General features: G+C 72.0%; 3 protein-coding genes. 1 reads left to right on the top strand and 2 read right to left on the bottom strand.

The genetic code is table 11. The features are described from left to right. Positions 1 to 49: 49 nt before the first annotated feature. Complete coding sequence (locus FV230_RS26170; RefSeq protein ID WP_147844461.1) at positions 50 to 1609, top strand: DHA2 family efflux MFS transporter permease subunit; 1560 nt, start codon at positions 50 to 52, stop codon at positions 1607 to 1609. Between the two features lie 26 nt (positions 1610 to 1635). Here the strand turns inward: FV230_RS26170 and FV230_RS26165 are convergent, their stop codons facing one another. After that, entirely contained in the window at positions 1636 to 3210 is a 1575-nt protein-coding gene (locus FV230_RS26165; protein WP_147844460.1) for an ABC transporter ATP-binding protein, read from the bottom strand. Between the two features lie 10 nt (positions 3211 to 3220). Beyond that, positions 3221 to 3445: ring-opening amidohydrolase (locus FV230_RS26160; protein WP_281408332.1), on the bottom strand; the 225-nt coding region annotated here is incomplete at its 5' end.

Here is a 3445-nt window from a genome sequence, read left to right as displayed (position 1 = left end):
GCGCCGCCCTCGTCAGCGAGGCCCTGCCGCGATGAGCGCCGCCGCGGCGATGCGCGGGCCCGAGGCCAAGGCCAGCGTGCGCGACTGGCTCGCGGTGTTCGGCGCGATCCTCGGCGCGTTCACCGCCATCCTCGACATCCAGATCACCAACGCCTCGCTCTCCGACATCCAGGGCGCGCTCGGCGCCTCTACCGAGGAGGGCAGCTGGATCTCGACCGCCTACCTGATGGCCGAGATCATCGTGATCCCCCTCACCGGCTGGCTCTCCTCGGTGATCGGCCTGCGCCGGTACCTGTCGGTGAACACGATGCTGTTCACCGCCTTCTCGCTCGCCTGCGCGCTCTCGACCTCGCTCTCGCAGATGATCCTGTTCCGGGCCGGCCAGGGCTTCACCGGCGGCGTGCTGATCCCGACCGCGATCGTCATCGTGCGCACGCGCCTGTCGAGGAGCCAGCAGCCGATCGGCATCGCGATGTTCGGGCTGACCGCCACCTTCGCGCCGGCGATCGGCCCGACGGTGGGCGGCTGGCTCACCGACAACCTGTCCTGGCACTACATCTTCTACCTGAACCTGATCTTCGGCCCGCTCGCCGCCGCGATCCAGCTCGGCGCCTTCGACGGCGTGCCGGCGCGCTGGGCCGAGCTCCTGAAGGGCGACTGGATCGGCATCGGCCTGATGGCGACCGGCCTGCCGGCGCTGACCTACGTGCTGGAGGAGGGCCAGCGGAAGGACTGGTTCGGCTCGCCCGTCATCGTCCAGGCGAGCTGGCTCGCGGTGGCCGGCATCGCCGGCTTCATCGTCCGCGAGCTCATGGCCGAGCGCCCCTTCATCAACCTGCGGGTGCTCGCCAACCGCTCGGTCGGCGGATCGTGCGTGCTGATGACGGTGCTCGGCGCGGTCTCGTTCGGCTCGATCTACATCATCCCGCTCTACTGCGCGCAGATCCAGGGCTACGACGCCCAGCAGATCGGCTACGTCGTGATGTGGTCCGGGCTGCCGCAGCTGCTGCTGTTCCCGATGATGCCGCTGATCATGCGCACCTTCGACGCTCGGCTGCTGGTGGTGACCGGCACGCTGTTCTTCATCGCGAGCTGCTGGATCAACGTCGGGCTGACCCACGACGTCGGCGCGGACCAGCTGATCCTGCCGCAGCTCCTGCGCGCCGTCGGCCAGCCGCTGTTCACCATCCCGCTGTCGCAGCTCTCGACGGCGGGCCTCGCCCCGCGCGACACGGCGGACGCCTCGGCGCTGTCGAACATGATGCGCAACCTCGGCGGCTCGATCGGCATCGCGATGCTCTCGACGATGATCGACCGGCGCGAGCACATGCACTTCTCGGTGCTGGCCGAGGCGATCACCGTGAACGCCACGCGCACCCAGGAGCGCCTCGCGGCCACGGCCGCCGGCCTGCACGGGCACGTCGCCGACGCCGCGGCCGCGAAGGGCGCCGCCCTCGGCATGCTGGCGGCCCAGGTCCGGCGCGAGGCCGAGGTGATGGCCTATGCCGACGGGTTCTGGCTCGTCGGCGTCAGCCTCGTGCTGAGCCTCGGCGTCGTCGCGATCCTGAGGAAGCCGCAGCGCGCCTCGGGGCCGGTCGAGGCCCACTGAGCCCGCGCTTGCGACGATCGTCCGTCTCAGTGGTGCCCGGCCATGTGACGGCCGATCGTCGCCACCTCGGCGGTGGCGGCCTGCGTCTCGTAGACGAGGCGGCCCTCCGACATCACCACGATGCGGTCGGACAGCTCCAGGATCTCGTCGAGGTCCTCGCTGATCAGCAGCACCGCGGCGCCGGCGTTGCGCGCGGCCACGATCCGGTTGCGGATCTCTGAGACCGCCGAGAAGTCGAGGCCGAAGCACGGGTTGACGACGATCAGGAGGTCAACCGTGTCGGTCAGCTCGCGGGCGAGCACCGCCCGCTGCACGTTGCCGCCGGACAGGGTCGCGATCGGCGCCTCGGACGAGGCGGTCTTCACCTTGAACCGCTCGATCAGGTCGCGCCCGCGCCGGGCCATCGCCCCCCGGTCGAGCCAGAAGGTCGGCTTGCCCGTCGGGTCGTCGCCGCGCCGGTCGAAGGCGCGAAAGCCCAGGTTCTCGACCACCGACATCCGCGGCGCGCAGGCGTTGCGCAGCGGCTCCTCCGGGATGAACCGCACCTTTCGCGCGCGGCTCTCGGCCCGCGTGCCGGCATAGGGCGCGCCGGCCACCACCACCCGGCCGCCGGTGGCGCGGACCTGGCCGCCGAGGACGTCGGCGAGCTCCTTCTGCCCGTTGCCCGAGACGCCGGCGATGCCGACGATCTCGCGGGAGCGAACGCTGAGCGCGTCGACGGCGATGTGGCGCAGGCCCGAGGCGTCGGTGGCGGTCACGCCCGCGATGCGCAGGATCTCGCGGGCTTCGTCGGGCTCGCCGAGGCGGGCGGCCGGCACGCGCACCTTGCGCTCGCCCATCATCATCGCCGCCATGTCGTCGCGGGACAGCGCGCCGACCGCGCCGCCGCCGACGAGCCGACCGCGCCGGAGCACGCTCAGGCTTCGGGCGAAGGTCTCGACCTCGCGGAACTTGTGGCTGATCATCAGCACGGTGAGGTCGCCGCGGTCGGCCATCGCGCGGAGCAGCCCCAGCACCTCCTCGGCCTCGCCCGGCGTCAGCACCGAGGTCGGCTCGTCGAGGATCAGGAACCGCGCCTCGAGGTAGAGCTGCTTGACGATCTCGAGCTTCTGCTTCTCGCCCGCCGCCAGCTCCGCCACCGGCCGGTCGAGGTTCAGCCGGAACGGCATGCCGGCCATGAAGGCGGAGAGCCGCGCGCGCTCCCGGCCCCAGGCGATCACCGAGGGCGCGTCGGCGCGGCTGATGACGAGGTTCTCCGCCCCCGTGAGCGAGGGCACCAGCGTGAAGTGCTGGTAGACCATGCCGAGGCCGCGCGCCTGCGCGCCCTTCGGGTTGGTGATCTCGGCCTCGCGGCCGTCGACCAGCACCGTGCCGGCGCTCGGGGCGTAGAACCCCATCACGCACTTCACCAGCGTGGACTTGCCGGCGCCGTTCTCGCCGAGCAGCGCGTGGAAGCCGCCGGCCGCGATCTTCATCGACACGTCGTCGAGGGCGGCGAAGGCGCCGAAGCGCTTCGTCATGCCGACGGTCTCGACGCCGATGGCGCGGGGGGTGCCCGGGGTCGGGGCCGAGGGAGGAGACGCGAGCGGTGACGACGTCATGGGCGGCCTCTCACGGCGCTTCGGCGATGATCGCGACGGGGCCGCCGCCATCCGGCCCCTGATGCTCGGCGCCGCCCGAGACGTAGAGCTCGGCATGGCCGACGAGGCCGGCGAGCACCCCGCCGACGAAGCCGCGGGCGTGCCGCGTCGCGGCGTGGTCGGAATCGGTGAGCATGGTGGTGCGAAGCCCGCGCAGGCGCCCGTCGGACGGGGCCTCGGCCTTGGCGAGCAGCGC

This window comes from Methylobacterium sp. WL6 (genome assembly GCF_008040095.1).
Classification (GTDB): Bacteria; Pseudomonadota; Alphaproteobacteria; order Rhizobiales; family Beijerinckiaceae; genus Methylobacterium.
This window is presented reverse-complemented; position numbering and strand designations above follow the sequence as displayed.